Annotated in this window: 15 protein-coding genes and 1 pseudogene; 10 read left to right on the forward strand and 6 right to left on the reverse strand. The window is 71.6% G+C overall.

All coding sequences use genetic code 11. The features are described from left to right. Positions 1 to 144: 144 nt before the first annotated feature. A complete protein-coding gene (locus tag AB5J50_RS11235) occupies positions 145 to 762 on the reverse strand; it encodes a TetR/AcrR family transcriptional regulator (protein WP_327427563.1) in 618 nt (205 codons plus the stop codon). Beyond that, a complete protein-coding gene (locus AB5J50_RS11240; protein ID WP_369257166.1) occupies positions 759 to 1364 on the reverse strand; it encodes a nuclear transport factor 2 family protein in 606 nt (201 codons plus the stop codon). Before AB5J50_RS11240 ends, AB5J50_RS11235 begins: the two co-directional genes overlap by 4 nt. A 257-nt stretch (positions 1365 to 1621) precedes the next feature. Between AB5J50_RS11240 and hmgA the strand changes: the two genes are divergently transcribed. From hmgA to AB5J50_RS11255, 3 genes are read left to right on the forward strand one after another with little or no spacing between them, the layout of a single operon-like run. Next, positions 1622 to 2962 (forward strand): homogentisate 1,2-dioxygenase, encoded by a 1341-nt coding sequence (gene hmgA / locus AB5J50_RS11245; RefSeq protein WP_369257168.1) that lies wholly within the window; start codon positions 1622 to 1624, stop codon positions 2960 to 2962. A 49-nt stretch (positions 2963 to 3011) separates the two neighbouring features. Then, positions 3012 to 3761: a GntR family transcriptional regulator gene (locus AB5J50_RS11250; protein WP_327427566.1), complete on the forward strand. Its 750-nt coding sequence runs from the start codon at positions 3012 to 3014 to the stop codon at positions 3759 to 3761. 41 nt (positions 3762 to 3802) lie between these two features. Beyond that, the gene (locus AB5J50_RS11255; protein ID WP_369257171.1) at positions 3803 to 4984 is read left to right on the forward strand and encodes a type ISP restriction/modification enzyme; all 1182 of its coding nucleotides are present in this window, start codon (positions 3803 to 3805) and stop codon (positions 4982 to 4984) included. Between the two features lie 68 nt (positions 4985 to 5052). On the opposite strand, the gene AB5J50_RS11260 is transcribed toward AB5J50_RS11255, so the two are convergent. Beyond that, on the reverse strand, positions 5053 to 5775 hold the full coding sequence (locus AB5J50_RS11260; RefSeq protein WP_369257173.1) for a TetR/AcrR family transcriptional regulator C-terminal domain-containing protein: 723 nt from the start codon (positions 5773 to 5775) through the stop codon (positions 5053 to 5055). Positions 5776 to 5838: 63 nt separating this feature from the next. Here AB5J50_RS11260 and AB5J50_RS11265 point away from each other — a divergent pair, with 63 nt between their 5' ends. The 3 genes from AB5J50_RS11265 to AB5J50_RS11275 all read left to right on the forward strand — a co-directional run bounded on the left by AB5J50_RS11265 (position 5839) and on the right by AB5J50_RS11275 (position 8878). Next, the gene (locus tag AB5J50_RS11265) at positions 5839 to 6795 is read left to right on the forward strand and encodes an ATP-binding cassette domain-containing protein (RefSeq protein ID WP_369257175.1); all 957 of its coding nucleotides are present in this window, start codon (positions 5839 to 5841) and stop codon (positions 6793 to 6795) included. Further along, on the forward strand, positions 6792 to 7574 hold the full coding sequence (locus AB5J50_RS11270) for an ABC transporter permease (RefSeq protein WP_369257177.1): 783 nt from the start codon (positions 6792 to 6794) through the stop codon (positions 7572 to 7574). The genes AB5J50_RS11265 and AB5J50_RS11270 overlap by 4 nt, the downstream gene beginning before the upstream one ends. Positions 7575 to 7657: 83 nt before the next feature. After that, positions 7658 to 8878, forward strand: coding sequence for a CaiB/BaiF CoA transferase family protein (locus AB5J50_RS11275; protein WP_369257179.1), 1221 nt, complete (start codon positions 7658 to 7660; stop codon positions 8876 to 8878). A 227-nt stretch (positions 8879 to 9105) separates the two neighbouring features. Here the strand turns inward: AB5J50_RS11275 and AB5J50_RS11280 are convergent, their stop codons facing one another. The 3 genes from AB5J50_RS11280 to AB5J50_RS11290 all read right to left on the reverse strand — a co-directional run bounded on the left by AB5J50_RS11280 (position 9106) and on the right by AB5J50_RS11290 (position 10845). Continuing rightward, positions 9106 to 9375, reverse strand: coding sequence for a hypothetical protein (locus AB5J50_RS11280; RefSeq protein ID WP_327427572.1), 270 nt, complete (start codon positions 9373 to 9375; stop codon positions 9106 to 9108). Positions 9376 to 9490: 115 nt separating this feature from the next. Next, entirely contained in the window at positions 9491 to 10306 is an 816-nt protein-coding gene (locus AB5J50_RS11285) for an anti-sigma factor (protein WP_369257182.1), read from the reverse strand. Further along, the gene (locus AB5J50_RS11290; protein ID WP_327427574.1) at positions 10303 to 10845 is read right to left on the reverse strand and encodes a sigma-70 family RNA polymerase sigma factor; all 543 of its coding nucleotides are present in this window, start codon (positions 10843 to 10845) and stop codon (positions 10303 to 10305) included. The genes AB5J50_RS11285 and AB5J50_RS11290 overlap by 4 nt, the downstream gene beginning before the upstream one ends. A 261-nt stretch (positions 10846 to 11106) precedes the next feature. Here AB5J50_RS11290 and AB5J50_RS11295 point away from each other — a divergent pair, with 261 nt between their 5' ends. The 4 genes and pseudogenes from AB5J50_RS11295 to AB5J50_RS11310 all read left to right on the forward strand — a co-directional run bounded on the left by AB5J50_RS11295 (position 11107) and on the right by AB5J50_RS11310 (position 17751). Continuing rightward, on the forward strand, positions 11107 to 12645 hold the full coding sequence (locus AB5J50_RS11295; RefSeq protein WP_369257184.1) for a DUF4331 domain-containing protein: 1539 nt from the start codon (positions 11107 to 11109) through the stop codon (positions 12643 to 12645). A 108-nt stretch (positions 12646 to 12753) separates the two neighbouring features. Then, positions 12754 to 14322: a tetratricopeptide repeat protein gene (locus AB5J50_RS11300; RefSeq protein ID WP_369257186.1), complete on the forward strand. Its 1569-nt coding sequence runs from the start codon at positions 12754 to 12756 to the stop codon at positions 14320 to 14322. A 23-nt stretch (positions 14323 to 14345) separates the two neighbouring features. Beyond that, positions 14346 to 16053, forward strand: a pseudogene (locus tag AB5J50_RS11305) (sulfite exporter TauE/SafE family protein). Between the two features lie 45 nt (positions 16054 to 16098). Further along, positions 16099 to 17751 carry a serine/threonine-protein kinase gene (locus AB5J50_RS11310; protein ID WP_369257188.1) on the forward strand — a complete coding sequence of 551 codons (1653 nt, stop codon included), beginning with the start codon at positions 16099 to 16101 and terminating at the stop codon, positions 17749 to 17751. Positions 17752 to 17758 lie beyond the last annotated feature (7 nt).

Below are 17758 nucleotides of genomic sequence, written 5' to 3' on the forward strand. Positions count from 1 at the left end.
GGCGGCGGTGGCACACGGACTGGGCCGAGCATACCGACCGGTAGGCATGGTGGGGAGGGCCTTCCGGGGGGTGAGGTCGGAAATTCGCGAGCGGTTCATTCCCGGCGTAAGCGGGCCGTGCGGCTCACCCCCGCTCGGAACGGTTCAGTCGAGAACCCTGGCCAGATAGGCGCGCAGCAGCTCGCGCGTCTCCTCGATGATCCGCTCGTCTCCTTCCGGGGCGACCCGGAAGGCCAGGTGGACCAGGGTGTCGGCGGTTTCCACGGCGATCAGGAAGGTACGGCGGAGATCCTCGTCGGGGGTGCGGTCGAGGTAGCCGGAGAGCAGTTCGGTGAGGCGGTCGGCGACGCGGGTGTTGGGCTCCGAGTAACGGGAGCCGACCGGGATCTGGTTGCCGAAGTCGACGAGGGAGAAGCCGGGCGCGGTGCGTTTCATGGCGAGGTATTCGTCGAGCACGGCGTCCATGGCCGCGCGCCAGCCACCGCCCTCCGTCTCCTGGAGGCGCTCGGTGACGCGCTCGGCATAGCGCTCCAGGTTGCGCTGGGCGAGCGCGTCGGCCATCGCGCGTTTGTTGCCGAAGAAGCGGTAGACGGAGCCGATGGGCACGCCGGCCCGCTGGGCCACGGCACGGGTGCTCAGATCGTCGTAGCCGACCTCGTCGAGGAGGTCGGCGCAGGCGTCGAGGATTCTGGTCAGTCGTTCGGCACTGCGCCGTTGTACGGGCGCTCTGCGCAGCGAGGTCGCATGGGGCACGGGCTTCATGATGCCTTTCCGCCGGGGTCCGGTGAACCTCCCGTATCAGTACGGGCCCCGGGGCTGGTCGCACTCATCGTCACCGTGGGTGTCGCCGGCGGCGTCGCGGTCGCCCCGGCCCCTGACGCGGTGATGTCCGCGGTGCTCTCGACGGGCTTGCCGTGGACGGCCCACACGGTGCCGTCGTCCGCGTACAGGCGCGCGGTGACGTGGTGGGTGCCGCGCGGGACGAGGTCGCCGGCGAGGTGGTACTCGGCGGTGCGGATCCGGGCGATGGTCCGGCCGTCCAGGTAGAGGTGGGCGATGCCCCGTCCGGCCGTCGGCACGGATCGCGTGCCGGCGGGCGAGAAGCGGAAGTGGTGGACGGTCAGCGTGACGTCCCAGCTGTCGTCGGAGTCGGGCTGGATCTCGATCGCGACCTCCGGCGCACCCTTCTTGTCCACCTCACGGTAAAGCCGCCCTTCCTCGTCCATCTCGTCCAGCAGCTTGCCCACGGGCGAGGCCGACGCTGCGTCCTTCCGCTCGTGCGCATCACTGGTGCCGCAGCCCACCGATCCGCCGAGCAGGGCGCAGACCGCGAGGGCGGCGAGCAGTCCACGCGTCCACCACATGCCGGGGAGCGTAGAACAACGCCCTGACAGCCGGATCCCCCTGAAGTCGGGTTCTTGGGCCGTACAGCGGTCCTTGGGGAGTAGTACGCCGGGTACGTCGGGTACGCCGGGTACGTCGTACCCGCCGGGCGGCGTTTTCGGCCCGTCCCTGGTGGTGGGCCGTGGCCGATCCCGTGCGGTGGGCTCGGTCGACCCCTTGCGCGGGGAAAACCTGAATCCTACGGTGATGCATAGGAATCAGGCGCGAGGGAGCGATCATGAGCGGGGACGCGAGGAAGACGGCCGAGGGGCTGACCTACCTCTCCGGTTTCGGCAACGAACACAGCTCGGAGGCGGTGCCGGGGGCGCTGCCGCACGGCCGCAACTCGCCGCAGCGCGCGCCGCTCGGGCTGTACGCGGAGCAGCTGAGCGGTACGGCGTTCACCGAGCCGAGGGCGTACAACCGGCGTTCGTGGCTGTACCGGATCCGTCCGTCGGCCGCGCACCCCGCGTTCACCCGCATCGAGAACGGCGCCCTGCGTACGGCCCCCTTCGCGGAGACCGTGCCCGACCCGAACAGGCTGCGCTGGAACCCGCTGCCCGAGCCCCCGGCGGGGACGGACTTCCTCGGCGGCCTGTGGACCCTCGGCGGCAACGGGGACGCGACCCAGCGCACCGGCATGGCGGTGCACCTGTATCACGCCAATTCCTCCATGGACCGTGTCTTCAGCGACGCCGACGGCGAGCTGCTGATCGTGCCGGAGCGCGGCGGGCTGCTGCTGCGCACCGAGTTCGGGCTGCTGCATGTGGAGCCCGGCCAGGTCGCGCTGATTCCTCGTGGTGTCCGCTTCCGTGTGGAACTCCTCGACGCCGTGTCCGACGGCGGGCAGAGCCCGGCCGCGCGCGGCTATGTGTGCGAGAACTATGGGGCGCCGTTCCGGCTGCCCGACCTCGGTCCGATCGGCGCCAATGGCCTCGCCAACGCCCGCGACTTCCTCGCGCCGGTCGCCGCGTACGAGGACGTCGAGGGCCCGGTCGAGGTGGTGAACAAGTTCTGCGGCAACCTCTGGCAGGCGACGTACGGCCATTCGCCGCTGGACGTGGTCGCCTGGCACGGCAACTATGTGCCGTACGTCTATGACCTGCGCCGTTTCAATGTGATCGGCACCATCAGCTACGACCACCCGGACCCGTCGATCTTCACGGTGCTGACGTCCCCGTCGGACACCCCGGGCCTGGCCGGCGTCGACTTCGTCGTCTTCGCTCCGCGCTGGCTGGTGGGCGAGAACACATTCCGGCCGCCGTACTTCCACCGGAATGTGATGAGCGAGTACATGGGGCTCATCGAGGGCGCGTACGACGCGAAGGCGGAGGGCTTCGTTCCGGGCGGTGGTTCGCTGCACAACATGATGTCGGCGCACGGTCCGGACCGGGAGACCTTCGACCGGGCGAGCGCCGCGGAGCTGCGTCCGCAAAAGATCGACGACGGGCTCGCCTTCATGTTCGAGACGCGCTGGCCGGTGACCGCGACGGTTCAGGCGGCACGGGCGGAGCATCTGCAGCAGGCGTACGACGACGTGTGGCAGGGCCTCCAGCGGCACTTCCGCCCGCTGGACTGAGATTCACTGCCCGTTGCATTCAAGGCCCGCGACCGGTACGGATACCCTCGTGACCTCCTTCGCCCCGGATTCGATCATCCTGAACCGCAAGCTGCCGCTCTGGTATCAGGTCTCGCAGTCCCTGCGTGCCTCGATACTCGGCCGCTCGCCCCAGGACCCGCTGCGCCTGCCCACCGAGGAGCAGCTGGCCGGGCACTACGGGGTGAGTGTGCTGACCATGCGGCAGGCGCTCAAGGAGCTGGAGGACGAGGGACTCATCACGCGCCATCGCCGGCGGGGCACGTTCATCGAGCCGAGCGCGCAGCGCGGCGCTCCCGTGCGGCTGCTCGGCTCGGTGGACGCGATCGTGGCCCAGCAGTCGGGCATGACGACCGAGCTGCTGGACCACGGCACGGTTCCGGTGTCCGCGGAACTCGCCGAGTTCTTCCCGGATCTGGCCGAGGTGGGGACGTACCACCGGCTGCGCAGCGACGAGAAGACGGGCGAGCCGACGAACCACGCGCGCAACTACGTGCGTCCCGAACTGGCGGCGCTGATCGACCCGGAGGACCTGGTGCGCTGGCCCATGACCAAGGTGCTGCGGGATGTGGTGGGCGTCCGCATCAGCCGGATCACCGACACGGTGGAGGCCCGGCTCGCGGACCCGGAGACCGCGCGACTGCTCCAAGTCCCGCTGCTCAGCCCGATCCTGCACTACACGGGCATCGTGCACGGCGAGGACGGCCGCGCCCTGGACGTGGCCCGCATCCACTACCGCGGTGACCGCTTCTCGTTCACGGTCACCCTCGACGCCCACTGACGATGCCGTACGAGGACGGTGGTCACCGCTCTCGTCGTACGATGCCGAGCGTGACGCACGACGACGCTCCGCTGCTCGCGGACCTCATGCCGTGGTCCGTCGCACCGCCGAGGCTGGGCCGGGGGTGGCCGACGGCTCCCGACGCCGCGTCTCTGAAGGCCCGCTGGGACGCCCTGGTCAAGGCCGAAGGGCCGGACCGCGAGGCGCTGTTCGGCCCGACGCGCTCGCGCACGACGCACTCGGCGGTCGGCCAGCTGCCGGGGCAGTCGAGCGGAACCGCCCGTCTGGCGCGCGAGTCGGGTCCCTGTCCGGAGCCGGTACGCGTCCTGCACGGCCCCTTCGACGAGCAGTGGCTGATTCCCGACCACCGGCTGATCGACGCGGCGCGCCCCGAGTTGTGGCGGGTGGCCGATGAGCGTCAGGTGTTCGCGGTCGAGCAGACGGTGGTGCCCGACGCGTCGGGGCCGGTGCTGCTGGTCGCCTCCGCCCTGCCGCTGAGCGCCGGCCGAGGCGGCCGGATCCGCCCCCTCTACCGGCGCCCCGGCGGCCTCGAACCCAACCTGGCGCCCGGCCTGCTGGACCACCTCGGCACGCGCCTGGGGCACTCCCCCGAACCGGTCGACGTCCTCGCCTGGACGGTGGCGACAGCGCGGCCGGGACGCGACGGATGCACCGTGCCGCTCACCGCCGACCCCGAAGTGTGGGCGTACGGCGTCGAGTTGGGCCGCCGGATGCTATGGCTGATGCGCCGCGACGGCGAGCGCCCCAAGCTCCCCGGCGGCCGCCGCCCCTACGTCCGCGCCCCGCTGCCCGCCCGGCCACGCGCCCCGCACTACGACCGCGACGAGGAGGCCCTCCACCTCGACGAGGGCCGTATCTCGCCGGTACCTCCCCAGTCCTGGGACTTCGAGGTGGGCGGAGTGCGCGTACTGGAGCAGTGGTTCGCGGCCAGGACCGAGCCGCCCGAGCCGGGCACCCTGGAGGCGATCCGGCCGTCCACCTGGCCGCAGACCTGGACGTCCGAACTCCTCGAACTCGTCACGGTGCTGGCGCTGCTCGCGGAACTCCGGCCCCAGCGGGACGAGTTGACGATCGGTTCGCCGATCACCCGGGCCGAGCTGAGCAAGGTGGGCGTGCTTCCGGTGCCGGACGCGGCCCGCCGGCCCGCCTCCGTTCTCGACCACCACGAGGAGGGCCCGGAAGGGCAGTTCGCGCTGATCTGAGCAACGTGCGGCGCGCCCCGTAAGGGGCGCGGGGAACTGCGCGCCCAGCCACGAACGACCCGCAGCCGCTATCCGCCCTCCGAGCGGAGCGTGAACGCGTCCAGGACCCGTCCCAGGGCCCGCTCGAACACCGCCTCCAGATCGATCGGCCCGGCGTCCTCCATGAAGGCCGCCGCCATGCGCGGATACGCGCCGGTCGCCACCTGGCCGCCGAGATAGGCGATCCGCATCGCGTTCTCCTGCTCCTCCGACCAGGGCAGGGAGCGGGCGCGTTCGACGGTGGCCAGCTCGTTGCCGACGTATGTCGTGACGACCCCGTTGAGCATCGCGATGAGCTCGATCTTCGTGCCGTACCGCGCGTCGAGCGGGTCGAGGCAGGTCAGGCAGTGCTCCAGGTAGCGCAGGGCGTTGGGGCTGAAGCCGTAGACCGGGGACATCAGGCGCGGCAGCCAGGGGTGGCGGTGCATGAGGGCGCGGGTCTGATGGGCGACCCGGAGCATGTCGGCGCGCCAGTCGCCCGAGGGCTCCCAGGGTTCGTGCTCGCCGCTGACGGCGTCGACCATCAGCTCGGACAGGTCCTCCTTGCGCGGCACGTAGTTGTAGAGCGACATCGTGCCGCAGCCCAGCTCGGCGGCCACGCGCCGCATCGAGACCGCGTCGAGCCCCTCCGCGTCCGCGATCCGCACGGCGGCGGCCGCGATGTCCGCGCGGCTGTACGCCGGCCGCGGACCACGGCCCGCGCGTTCGGGACGAGCCCAGATCACTTCGGGTACGGCGTTGCGCCCTGCCATTGGTCGATCACCTCGCGACCATCCTAGTTACGTACATCGTACGTAGTGCGCTATGGTCACCCCATGACTACTACGTACGCTGTACTTAGTGAGGGTCTGGAGAAACACTTCGGGGATGTCCATGCCCTGCGCGGCCTCGACCTGGCCGTGGCGCAGGGCACGGTCTGCGGGCTGCTCGGGCCGAACGGCGCGGGCAAGACCACGGCCGTACGGCTGCTCACCACCCTGCTGCGGCCCGACGCGGGGTCCGCGCGTGTCGCCGGGCACGATCTCGTACGGGAGGCGGCAGCGGTCCGCCGTAACATCGGGGTCGCCGGGCAGTACGCCTCGGTCGACGGCGATCTGACCGGGCGCGAGAACCTGCGGCTGTTCGCGAGGCTGCACCGGATGCGGGACGCCGGCGCACGGGCCGCCGAGCTCCTCGACCGCTTCGGGCTGACCGAGGCCGCCGACCGGCCGGCGTCGAGCTACTCGGGCGGTATGCGGCGCCGCCTCGACCTGGCGGCGAGTCTGATCCGCCGCCCCGCCGTGCTCTTCCTGGACGAACCCACCACCGGGCTCGACCCGGCCAGCCGCAACCAGATCTGGGAGGCCGTGCGCGCGCTCAAGGACGAGGGCACGACCGTGCTGCTGACCACGCAGTATCTGGAGGAGGCCGACCAACTGGCCGACGACATCGCGCTCATGGACCGCGGCAGGGTCGCCCACACCGGCTCGCCCGCCGAACTCAAGTCGCTCATCGGTTCGCACGCGGAGGTGGTCGTCGCCCACGCGGACGCGCTGCCCGGCGCGGCCGCCGTCCTGGACCGACTCACCGGCAGCGAGCCCACGTTCGACCGTGAACGGCACACGGTGGCCGCCGTCACCACCGACCCGACGCTGACCCTCCCCCGGCTCGTGCGTGAACTCGACGCCGCGGGCGTGCCGTTGCTCGACGCGAGCCTGCGTCCGCCGACCCTCGACGACGTCTTCCTCCGCCTGACCGAGAACCGCACCGACCACAAGGAGCTGGTGACATGAGTACGTTGGCGTACGACGGCGGCGCGATGCTGGGCCGTCAGCTGCGGCGGATCCGGCACAACCCGGGCCTGCTGATCCTCACCCAGACCATGCCCGTCACCATGCTGCTGTTCTTCGGCTACGTGTTCGGCAGCGCGCTGGCGATGCCCGGCGAGGAGTACCGGGCCTTCCTCGTACCGGGGCTGCTGGTGGCGACCGCCGCCAACGGGATCATGACCGGGATGTTCCAGGCCGCCCAGGACTCGCACCGGGGCGTGATGGACCGCTTCCGTACGCTGCCGATGAGCAGGGCGGCCGTGCCGCTGGGGCAGGCGGTCGCAGATCTGGTCGTCACGGCGGCGGGGACGGTTCCGTTCCTGCTCGTCGGACTCGCGGTCGGATGGCGGATCGAGGGGTCGGCGCCGGAGGCGGCGGGCGCGGTCGGGCTGTTGTTGCTGTTCCGGTTCGCGACCACCTGGGTCGGGATCTTCCTCGGACTCCTGTCCCGGAGCGAGGAGGCGGCCGGACAGCTGGGCAGTGCGACGTTCATGCTGCCGCTGCTGTCCAACGCCTACATCCCCACGGGCAATCTGCCCGGCTGGCTGCGCACGATCGCGGAGTGGAACCCGATCAGCGCGGTGACCACGGCCCTGCGGGACCTGTTCGGGAACGCACCCGTGCCCCAGGGAGCCGCCTGGCCGGTGGCCCACCCCGTCGCCGGATCCCTGGCGTGGTGCGCCGCGCTGATCGCGGTCTTCCTGCCGCTCGCCGTCCGCCGCTACGCGACGGGCGGACGGTGAGCGGCCCGTCCAACGCCGGAATCCGGCCCTTTCAAGATCGCCCCGTCAACATCCATGCATGACAAAGGTGTTATGCACAGGCCATGATCCACGGCATGCAGCCACACCCGCGGACCCAGCCGCTGCCCCTGGAGGGCATCACCGTCGTCGCCGTCGAACAGGCCGTCGCCGCGCCCTTCGCCACCCGGCAGCTCGCCGATCTCGGTGCCCGGGTCATCAAGGTCGAGCGGATCGACGGCGGGGACTTCGCCCGCGGCTACGACACCGCGGCCGCCGGACTGGCCTCGCACTTCGTGTGGTGCAACCGGGGCAAGGAGTCCATCGCCCTGGACCTGAAGGACCCGCGCGGGCTCGACGTCGTGCGCCGTCTCGTCGCGGACGCGGACGTGTTCGTGCAGAACCTCGCCCAGGGTGCCGCGGCCCGGCTGGGGCTGGACGCGGCGACGCTGTACGGCGACCATCCGCGGCTGATCGCCGTGGACATCTCGGGGTACGGGGCGTCGGGACCGTACGCCGCCAAACGCGCGTACGACATGCTCGTGCAGTGCGAGGCGGGGCTGGTGTCGGTGACGGGGACGCCGGAGCAGCCGGTGAAGGCGGGGATTCCGGCGGCGGACATCGCGGCGGCCATGTACGCCTTCTCCGGGGTGCTCGCGGCGCTGGTGCGGCGCGGTACGACCGGGCGCGGGGGCCCGGTGGAGGTGTCGATGCTGGACGCGCTCGCCGAGTGGATGGGGCATCCCCTGCACCATGCGATGCACGGAGGAACGCCCCCGGCGCGCACGGCTCTCGCGCACGCCGTCATCGTGCCGTACGACGCCTACCCGACGGCGGACGGCGGGCGGGTGCTGCTGTCGGTGCAGAACGACCGGGAGTGGCGGCGGCTCGCCCAACAGGTGCTGGGTCAGCCGGAGTTGGCGGACGATCCGGCGTACGCGACGAACGCGGCGCGGGTCGGGAACCGGGAGCGCGTCGATGCCGTGGTGGCGAAGACCCTTGCCGCGCTCGGCGCCGACGAGGCCGTGGCCCGGCTGGAGGGGGCGGGCATCGCGTGCGCGCGCCTGAGGGACGTACGGGAGGTGGCGGAGCATCCGCAGCTGGCGGCCAGGGACCGGTGGCGGGAGGTGGGGTCACCGGCGGGGCCGCTGCGGGCGCTGCTGCCGCCGATCACGCTGCCGGGTGGGGAGGAGGCGCGGATGGGGGCTGTCCCGAGGCTCGGGGAGCACACCGGGGTGGTGTTGCGGGCGCTGGGGATGACGGACGCGGAGATCGCGGGGTTGCTGCGGGACGGGGTGGCCCGCTGAGCACGGGGTGGACCGTTGGGCGCGGCCCGGGGCGCTCGGCGTGAGGGGCGACCGCCGAGCGTGCGCGGGGACCGTGGGGGAGCATGGAGCATGACGACCCGCGCCCCGCCGGGGCCCACCCGGCGCCGCTGCCTGCCGTGGGGATGGCGGACGCGGAAGTGCAGCGCTGCGCCGGATCGGTGGGGCCGCCGGAGCGCGGGTCGTGGAACGCCGGTGCCGGCCGCTGCTCAGCGGCCGCCGAACAGCGAGCGGCGCAGCCGCTTCAGCGGTGCGAAGAGCGAGACCCGCCTCACTCGCGCGCCCCTGCCGCTGCTCTCGTGCGCGGTGTCACGCGCGGTGAGCTCACGCATCAGCGACGTCGCCTCGGCCGTTTCGCGCTGCGGGATGGCAGGGCCGCCCAGCACCGCGAGATGGCGGTCGAGGCGCGAACTGGTCGCGCTGCTCCCGCAGGTGATCGCAGGGACACGTGCCCTGCTGCGCACTGTTATCTGTTCCATGTCACTCCCCACCCGTACGAGTCCACCCGGCCCGGGCAGGCTAACCCTATCGCTCCCTCGTGGCACTCGTGTATCGCGGACGCAGGATTCACCTTCCCTGTAAGGGTGTTGACGATTACTCTCCGAATCCAACCGATTCCAGGGCGAGTTGGACAACTGGTGTGGTCGTGGGCTGCGCTGAGCCACCGTGAGGTTCGACGGTCACAGCGAGTGACGTCGCGTTCGTATTCAGTCCGCTCGCGACCAAGGGCGTGTCGCCGTCGAAGAGACCCAGGGAACGCGGATTCTCGTTGGGGCGCATGAGCCACAGCTGGTGCACCCGCCCTCCGGAGGGGGTGCCGAGTCCGCTCACCGTCACGACGGCACGCCGCTCCGATGCGGAGGCCACAACTCCGATTCCCCGGCCCTGTGCGTCCCGTTCACCGGTGGCCCGCGCGTCCGGCGCCGCGAGAACGTGGGCGATCTCACGTGCCTGGGCGCGCTCCTGGTCCAACTTGTCCTGCGTGTGCGTCGCCTGTACGGCGAACAGGGAGGCGACGACGAGGGCCGCGGCGGCCGTGGTGGTGGCCAGCGGCGCGAGAAGGGGACGGAAACGGGGGGCACGCGCGCGTGAGGGCTGCCGGTCTCCCCGCGCGCGTACGGGCGGGTGGCCCGCATGCGTCCGGGGCGCCTCCTGCGCGGCCGTCTCCTGCGGAGTGGTCCGTACGGCGCTCAGGACCCGGTCGCGCAGCGCGGCCGGCGCCGGAGCCGCCGTCGACCACGCGAGGCGCAGGGCGTCCTCGGCGAGAGCGCGCACCTCGGCGGTGCAGCGCGGACAGCCCCGCAGATGACGTTCGAAGCGGCGGCGTTCGTCGGGTTCGAGAGCGTCGAGCGCGTAAGGGGCGGCGAGCGAGTGCAGATCGCGGCGGAGCAGGCGGTCGAGGGCGCTCATGCGGCACCTCCCAGGCACTCGCGCAGGCGGGTGAGGCCGTCGCGCATACGGGTCTTGACGGTGCCGAGGGGCAGGGAGAGCCGTTCGGCGACTTCACGGTAGGTGTAGCCGTCGTAGTAGGCGAGGGTGACGGACTGGCGTTGCAGGGCGGTGAGCCGGTCGAGACAGCGGCGCACCCACTCGCGTTCGAGTCCGGCCTCGACCTCCTCCGCGACCTGGTCGAAGGCGGGGTGATGGGCCCGCCGCCCCTCGCGCTGCTCGCGTTCGGTGGCCGCGCGGGCGCTGCGGACCCGGTCGACGGCGCGGCGGTGCGCGAGGGTGAGGATCCAGGACAGGGCGCTTCCGCGCCCGGGGTCGAACCGCGCCGCGGAACGCCAGAGTTCGAGCAGCACTTCCTGGGCCACCTCCTCCGTCTGTGCCGGGTCCCGGACCACACGGCGCACCAGTCCGAACACCGGACCGGACACCAGTCCGTACAGCTCCTCGAATGCCTTCTGGTCGCCTCCGGCCACGAGCACCAGAAGTTCGTCCGCCTCCACCCGTCCCCCTCTCCGGCCGCGTACGGCCCGTCCTTCCACTGACGTGTTCGCAGCGAGCGTGCCCACGGATGGGGTTACGGATCAGCGAACCGAAAACGCGGGTCCGGCACCAAAGAAGCGTGAGGCCGTCGTCGAACAAACGCGCTCGTCGATGAAACAAGCGGGGCGGGCCGCCGTAAAGACGTTTGGGATTCGACCAATCCACCCCGGCGACCGCTCCGAATGGCGTGCGTCAGGCAATTGGACGTGAGGACGGACGGCATGACACCTATCTCCAGGAGTGGCGCGGGACGCAGGAGTCTCGCGACCCTCGTCTGTGGTGCGCTGGCCGCCGGGGGGCTCGCAGCCGCCGGCGTGACCGCGCTGGAACCGGGGGCGGCCTCCGCCTCCAGCCACCGGGAAGCCCCGCTCATCTCGGGGCAGCCCCAGTACGACAACACGGACGTGTACGCGTTCGTGAGCCCCGACAAGCCCAACACGACGACGATCGTGGCGAACTGGATTCCCTTCGAGGAACCCGCCGGCGGCCCGAACTTCTACACGTTCGCCGACGACGCCCAGTACGACATCCACATCGACAACGACGGTGACGCGCAAGGCGAGTTGGTCTACCGCTACACCTTCAAGACGCACCGCAAGAACGGCGACACCTTCCTCTACAACACGGGTCCGGTCACCAGCCTCGACGACCCCGACCTGAACATCACGCAGACGTACGACATCGATCTGCTGCGGCTGCACAACCAGAAGCTGGTGTCGCGGACCAAGGTCGCGGACGACATCCCGGTGGCCCCGTCCAACGTCGGCAAGGCGTCGATGCCGGACTACGGCAAGCTGCGCGACCAGGCCACGTACAAGCTCGCGGGCGGCTCGACCACGTTCGCGGGGCAGGCGGACGACCCGTTCTTCCTGGACCTGCGCGTCTTCGACCTGCTGTACGGCGGGAACCTGACCGAGGTCGGGCGGGACACCCTCAAGGGCTACAACGTCAACTCGATAGCCCTCCAGGTGCCCAACGACATGATCCGTGAGTCGGCCGGACAGCCGGTCGTCGGCATCTGGTCCACCACCCAGCGCAAGGACGCGCACGGCGACTGGACCCAGGTCTCCCGGCTCGGCATGCCGCTGGTCAACGAGGTCGTCAACCCGCAGAAGGACAAGGACAAGTTCAACGCGTCCGCGCCCTGGAACGACGCCCAGTTCCTGAAGAACGTGACCAACCCGGAGCTGCCGAAGCTCATCGAGGCGATCTACAAGATCAAGGCACCGGCGGAGCCCAGGAACGACCTGGTCGACGTGTTCCTGAAGGGCGTCAAGGGCCTCAACCAGCCGCCCAACGTCCGCCCGGCCGAGGAACTGCGGCTCAACACCTCGATCAAGCCCAGCATGCATCCCAAGCGGCTCGGTGTGCTCGACGGCGACAACGCGGGCTTCCCGAACGGACGCCGGCTCACCGACGACGTGATCGACGCCTCGCTCCAGGTCGTCGAGGGTGAACTGGTCGGTTCCAAGAACGACTTGGGCGACGCTGTCGACAAGAACGACAAGAAGTTCGAGAAGTACTTCCCGTACGTGGCCGAGCCGACCTCGGGTTCGCGCGGAGCGCTCGCCAAGGGCACGACCAGCGGGACCGACGTGCGCAACCAGCTCGGTGACGCGCTGAAGCCCGCGGGTTCCACCGGCGGCGGCACCGACACCACGCTGATCGCGGCCTCCGCGGCGGCGGGCGCGGCCGGGTTCCTGCTGCTCTCCACCGGCCTGCTGTGGTGGCGCCGGCGGATGCACAACCGGGCCTACTGACCCGGCTCATGACTGGCGCGGCCCGCACCTGTCCATCCCCCACGGCGCGGGCCGCGCCGCCCCCACCCCCACAACGACCGTTTCCGCCAAGGACTTTGAGGAGAGGGCATGTCCCCGCGTACGAACGAGAGCGCGCCGGAGAGTGAACGCGGCGAGCCGTCGATCGCCACGCCCGAGGCGGACGCCGTGGACACCACGAGCGTGCCCGGCGACTCCGCGGGGGCCATGGCGGTGCCCGGGGAATCCGCGGGAGCCACGGAGATGCCGGGCGATTCCACGGGAGCCACGGATGTGTCCGACGACGAGCGCGTCGCCGCCGTTCGCCGGCTGTCCACGTCCGGGCGTCGTTGGCGGGGTGTCCAACTCGCCTTCTGTGCCACCGCGTTGGCGGTCGCCATGACGGCGGGTGCCGTCGTGCTCGGGGCCGTCCGGGACGGCGGCGACGGCGGTACCTCCACGGTCGCCGCCGCTTCCAGCGGCATATCGCCGCAGTTGCTCGCCAGTGGGGATCTGGACGCGAGCATCACCGCCCTGCAGGCCCATCTACGGGCCCAGCCCAAGGACTTCGGCGGCTGGGCGACGCTGGGACTCGCCTACGTGGAGCAGGCCCGCACGAAGGGCGACCCCTCCCGCTATCCGCAGGCACAGCAGGCGCTCGACCGGTCGCTGAAACTGCGCCCCGACAACGAATCCGCGCTCGCGGGACGCGCGGCGCTCGCCGCGGCGCGGCACGACTTCACCGGCGCCCTCAAGTACGCGGACCAGGTCCTGAAGGAGAACCCCTACAGCGAGCGCGCCCTCTCCTCGCGCATCGACGCACTCGTCGAACTCGGCCGCTACGACGACGCGTCGAAGGCCGCCGACGTGGCCGACTCGCGCCGCCCGGGCGTGCCCGTCTTCACGCGGTATGCCTATGTGCACGAACTGCGCGGCGATGTGAAGACCGCCCGCCGGGTCCTTCAGCAGGCGCTCAGCACGGCGAGCACCCGCGGCGACGTCTCGTACGTGGCGACCGCGCTCGGCCAGCTCGCCTGGAACCAGGGCGACTACGACACCGCCCTCATGTACTACGCACGCGCCCTCGGCGCCGACGACACCTATCTCCCCGCGCTCGAAGGCCGCGCCCGCGCCCAGGCGGCACAGGGCGACCGCGCGGCGGCGATCCGCGGTATGGAGCAGATCGTGGACCGCTTTCCGTTGCCCCAACCCCTCGTCGAGCTGGGCGAGTTGTACGAGGCGCGCGGCAAGGCGGGCGACACCCGGAAGGCCCGCGAGCAGTACTCCCTGGTCAACGCCTGGGTCTCGATCGCCCGCGCCAACGGTGTCAACGCCGACCTCGACACCGCCCTGGCCGCCGCCGACCACGGTGACCGCAAGGCCGCGCTCAAGGCGGCCCGCGCCGAGTGGGCCCGCCGCCACACCGTGCACACCGCGGACGCCCTCGCCTGGGCGCTGCACGTGAACGGCCGCGACGCGGAGGCCCTGCCGTACGCCCGCAAGGCGACGGCCACCGGCTACCGCAACGCGTCCTTCCTCTACCACCGCGGCGTGATCGAGCGCGCCACCGGGCACACGAAGGAGGCCCGCGCCTCACTGAAGTCGGCCCTCGACCTCAACCCGGGCTTCTCACCGCTGGGCGCCCGCGAGGCCCGTAAGGCTCTGGAGGCCGTCAAGTGACCCGTAGCACTGGAGGCCGCGCGGTGCGGGCCCGTCGGCTGTTCGCCTCCTGCGCGGCCGTCTTCTCCGCCGCCTGCGCGCTCGTGCTCGTCCCCACCGGGCACGCGAGCGCGCATCCGCTGGGGAACTTCACCGTCAACCGGTACGACGGGCTCGTCGCCGCCCCCGGGCAGCTGCGGGTCGACCATGTCGAGGACCTCGCGGAGATCCCGGCCACGCAGGCCAAGCCCGGCATCGAGAGGCTCGGTATGACCGAGTGGGCCCGGCAGCGCTGCGCGTCGGCCGCGAACGGCAGCAAGGTCACCGTCGGAGGACGCGAGGTGCCGCTCACGGTCGGCGCGAGCCACGCGCGCGTGCGGCCCGGGCAGGCGGGGCTCAACACCCTGCGCGTCGAGTGTGAGTTGACGGCGTCGCTGCCGAAGAAGGACACCCTTGCCGTGGGCTTCCACAGCGCCGGGGCGGACCGGGGGCCCGGCTGGCGCGAGATCACCGCGCGCGGCGACCGGATGACGCTGACCTCGTCGGACGTACCGAAGAAGTCGGTGTCCCAGGAGCTGACCACCTACCCGAAGGCGCTGCTCTCCTCACCGGCCGACACCGCGACCGCGTCCCTGCGGATCCGCCCCGGCGGCCCCGCCCTCGTCGAGGAGCGGCGGGACGCGCCGGCCGCCTCCGTACTGCCGCGCGGCGCCGACCGCTGGACCGAGGCCCTCAACAACCTGGTGGCCCGCCACGACCTCACCTTCGGTTTCGCCGCGCTGGCCCTGGTCATCGCTGTCGCCCTGGGCGCGCTGCACGCGCTCGCGCCGGGCCACGGCAAGACCCTGATGGCCGCGACGGCCGCGGCCCGGGGCGGCCGGGCAGGCCTGCGCGACGTCCTGCCGCTGGCCGCGTCGGTGACCGTCACCCACACCCTGGGCGTGGTCGCGCTCGGCCTCCTGGTCACGGCCGGTTCGGCCGCGGCGCCCTCCGTGATCGCCTGGCTCGGCATGGCGAGCGGCGTCCTGGTGACGATCGCGGGCGCGACGCTGGTACGCCGGGTCTGGCGCAACCGTCCCTCCGCGCACGGGCACACCCATGGGCCAGGCCACGCGCATGCGCACGGCGAAAGCCACGACCACGGACACGATCACGGCCACACGCACGACCACGGTCACGCGCACAGCCACACACACGAGCACGAGCACGAGCACGGCGACCAGTCGCACCAGCACGCCGAACAGCACGAACGCCCCCTGGTGCTGGCGCACGCCCATGCGTCCGCGGAGACGACCGGTCACAGCACCCCCCACACACCCCACCCTGGAACGCACCCCCACCCCTCACACCCACTCCCCCACCCTCGAACACACCCACGGCGGCTTCACCCACACCCACTCCATCGCCCCCACCGTCCGCGGCACGATCCTCCTCGGCTTCGCCGGCGGGCTCGTGCCCAGTCCCTCCGCCGTGGTCGTGCTCGTCGGCGCCGCGGCCCTGGGACAGGCGTGGTTCGGCTTTCTCCTCGTCCTCGCGTACGGCGTCGGACTCGCCCTCACGCTCACGGCGGCCGGGTTCGCGGTCGTCAAGCTGGGCGGCGGGATGACCCGGGCCCTGGCCAGGCGCCCGCGGTGGGCCGAGGGGCGAACCGCGGTCCTGATCCGCAGGACCGCACCTCTGGGATCGGCGTTGGTCGTCGTAGCCCTTGGGGCTGGATTGGTGTTCAGGGGGGCGGCATCCGTACTCGGTTGAGCTACTTTTGGGGAGAAATCGCGCGGATGCGAATGGGGGACGCACGTGTCCGAAGATCCGGGCAGTGAACGTGTGATCGCGGGGCGCTACCGCCTTCTGTCGCCCTTGGGCGAGGGTGGCATGGGAACGGTGTGGCGCGCCCGAGACGAGGTGTTGCAGCGCGAGGTCGCGGTGAAGGAGGTCCGCGCCCCGGCCGGGCTTCCGGCGCACGAGGTCGAGCGGATGTACGCGCGCCTGGAACGGGAGGCGTGGGCGGCCGCCCGTATCTCGAACCGCAATGTGGTGACGGTGTACGACGTGGCCGCCGAGGACGGCCGCCCGTGGATCGTGATGGAGCTGGTCCGTGGGCTCGCCCTCTCCGATCTGCTGGACGCCGAGGGCCCGTTGCCGCCGCGGCGTGCCGCGCACATCGGTGCCGAGGTGCTCGCCGCGCTGCGTGCCGCGCACGAGGCGGGTGTCCTGCACCGCGATGTGAAACCGGGCAATGTCCTGATCTCGAACGACGGGCGGATCGTCCTCACGGACTTCGGTATCGCGATGGTCGAGGGCAGTTCCGCGCTGACCATGACCGGCGAGGTCATCGGTTCGCCCGAATTCCTCGCTCCGGAGCGGGCGTTGGGCCGCACGCCGGGGCCCGAGTCGGACCTGTGGTCGCTCGGCGTGCTCCTGTACGCGGCGGTGGAGGGCAACTCGCCCTTCCGCCAGAACACTCCGCTGAGCACGCTGCGGGCCATCGTCGACGAGCCGCTGCCGACACCGCGCCGTGCGGGGCCTCTCGCCCCGGTCATCGAGGGGCTGCTCGCCAAGGATCCGGCCGAACGGACGAGCGCCGAGCAGGCCGAGCGCGATCTGCGGCTCGTGGCCGCGGGCGGCACCACACCCACCGCACCCCTGGGCCCGGTACCCCCGACCCCCGACGCAGCGACGCTCGCCGCGTTCGGCCAGCCTCGGACGGGGCCATCGGGACCGCCGGTGCCCACGGGTCCCCCCGGACCGTACGATCCGACGGCCAGGACTCCGTCGTCGGCCAGGCCGCCCGAGCCCGCCCGCAACCGCCGCGCCGCCGTCGTCCTGATCGCGGGCCTGGTCGCGGTCGCTCTCGCCCTCGCCGGACTGACGTACGCCCTGCTGAACCGCGACAGCGGAAACGGCGGTCAGGGCAACAACACCAACAGCAGCAGCGGCTCCAACGACGATGCTGTCGGCGGGAGTTCGAGCACGGGACACAGCGACAGCGGGACCGGCAGCGCCGGCGCGACCGGCGGAAGTCCGCCCACCAGCGCCCCCGGTGGCGGCCAGAAGACCACCACTCCGCCGGCGCAGTCGGTGAGCGTGACGGTCACAGGTCAGCGCACCGACTACTCCGGTGCCTGCCCGCCGCCCGCCGCCCAGGCGCCCTCCTTCACCGCGACGTTCACGGTGGGCCGCGTGCCGGTGGACGTCGAGTACCGCTGGGTGACGAAGACCGGTGACGTGACCGATCCGGGCTGGAAGACGCTCTCGTTCCCGGCGAACGGCGGCAGGACGCAGCAGAAGACGGTCGTGGCGACGACGTACGACACGAGCGGGACCTTCCAGAACGAGATCAGTGTCGAGGTCCGGTCCCCGGTGCACTCGACGTCCAACTCCGTGCCGTTCTCGATCACTTGCGCGACGGAGACCCCGACGGACGGGGCCTCCGCTTCCACATCACCGTAGAAAGGTG

It is taken from the genome of Streptomyces sp. R35 (assembly GCF_041053035.1).
Taxonomy (GTDB): Bacteria; Actinomycetota; Actinomycetes; order Streptomycetales; family Streptomycetaceae; genus Streptomyces; species Streptomyces lutosisoli.